The sequence below is a fragment of the Flavobacterium sp. genome, from assembly GCF_003525665.1.
Classification (GTDB): domain Bacteria; phylum Bacteroidota; class Bacteroidia; order Flavobacteriales; family Flavobacteriaceae; genus Flavobacterium.
The window spans coordinates 5,849-6,407 of the sequence record NZ_DQDX01000174.1 but is presented as its reverse complement, the minus strand read 5'-3'; the positions used below and the strand labels follow the sequence as shown (position 1 = coordinate 6,407).

General features: G+C 26.8%; 1 pseudogene. It reads right to left on the bottom strand.

Features of this window, described 5'->3' with window-relative positions:
* Nucleotides 1-330, bottom strand: a pseudogene (locus DIU01_RS12070) (leucine-rich repeat domain-containing protein); the annotation flags it as partial.
* Between the last annotated feature and the right edge of the window lie 229 nt (nucleotides 331-559).

Here is a 559-nt window from a genome sequence, read left to right as displayed (position 1 = left end):
TTCTAAAACTAATTCTTCTAAGTTTTGAAAATTTATAATGAATTCTATATCATTTGTTCGTAAAAATGAAATCCTCAAACGTTTGATTTGTGTTAGATTTATGATTGATTCAATTTGCTCTTTATTAGGTTCGTGCAAAGTTATTTCTTCAATATTTGGGAATTCAAAAATCTGTTTCCAATTTTTATCTTCCTTATTTATTGTTACAATTTTCACATCACTCTTATTATTATATTTTTTATCTAAAGAATAGGAATATCTTTCATCGTTTGGAATGATTGTCCAATAATCTTCAGTTCTATCTAAAAAATCAGCGAAATGATGTCTCATATTTTTTTACTATTGCTGCTAACTTGTATATAAGTTTGACTCCGTCATCCTAATACACCCAATTCAGGTATGACTAGTTTAACAAAACCAAATTTAAATTTCTCAAATATATAAAAAATCCCTAACTGCTTTAACACAATTAGGGATTTTAAATTTTATATAAAAACGTTTTACTGTTTCTCAATCCACAACCTCGCATTCACAAATGCTTCAATCCATGGCGAAACTT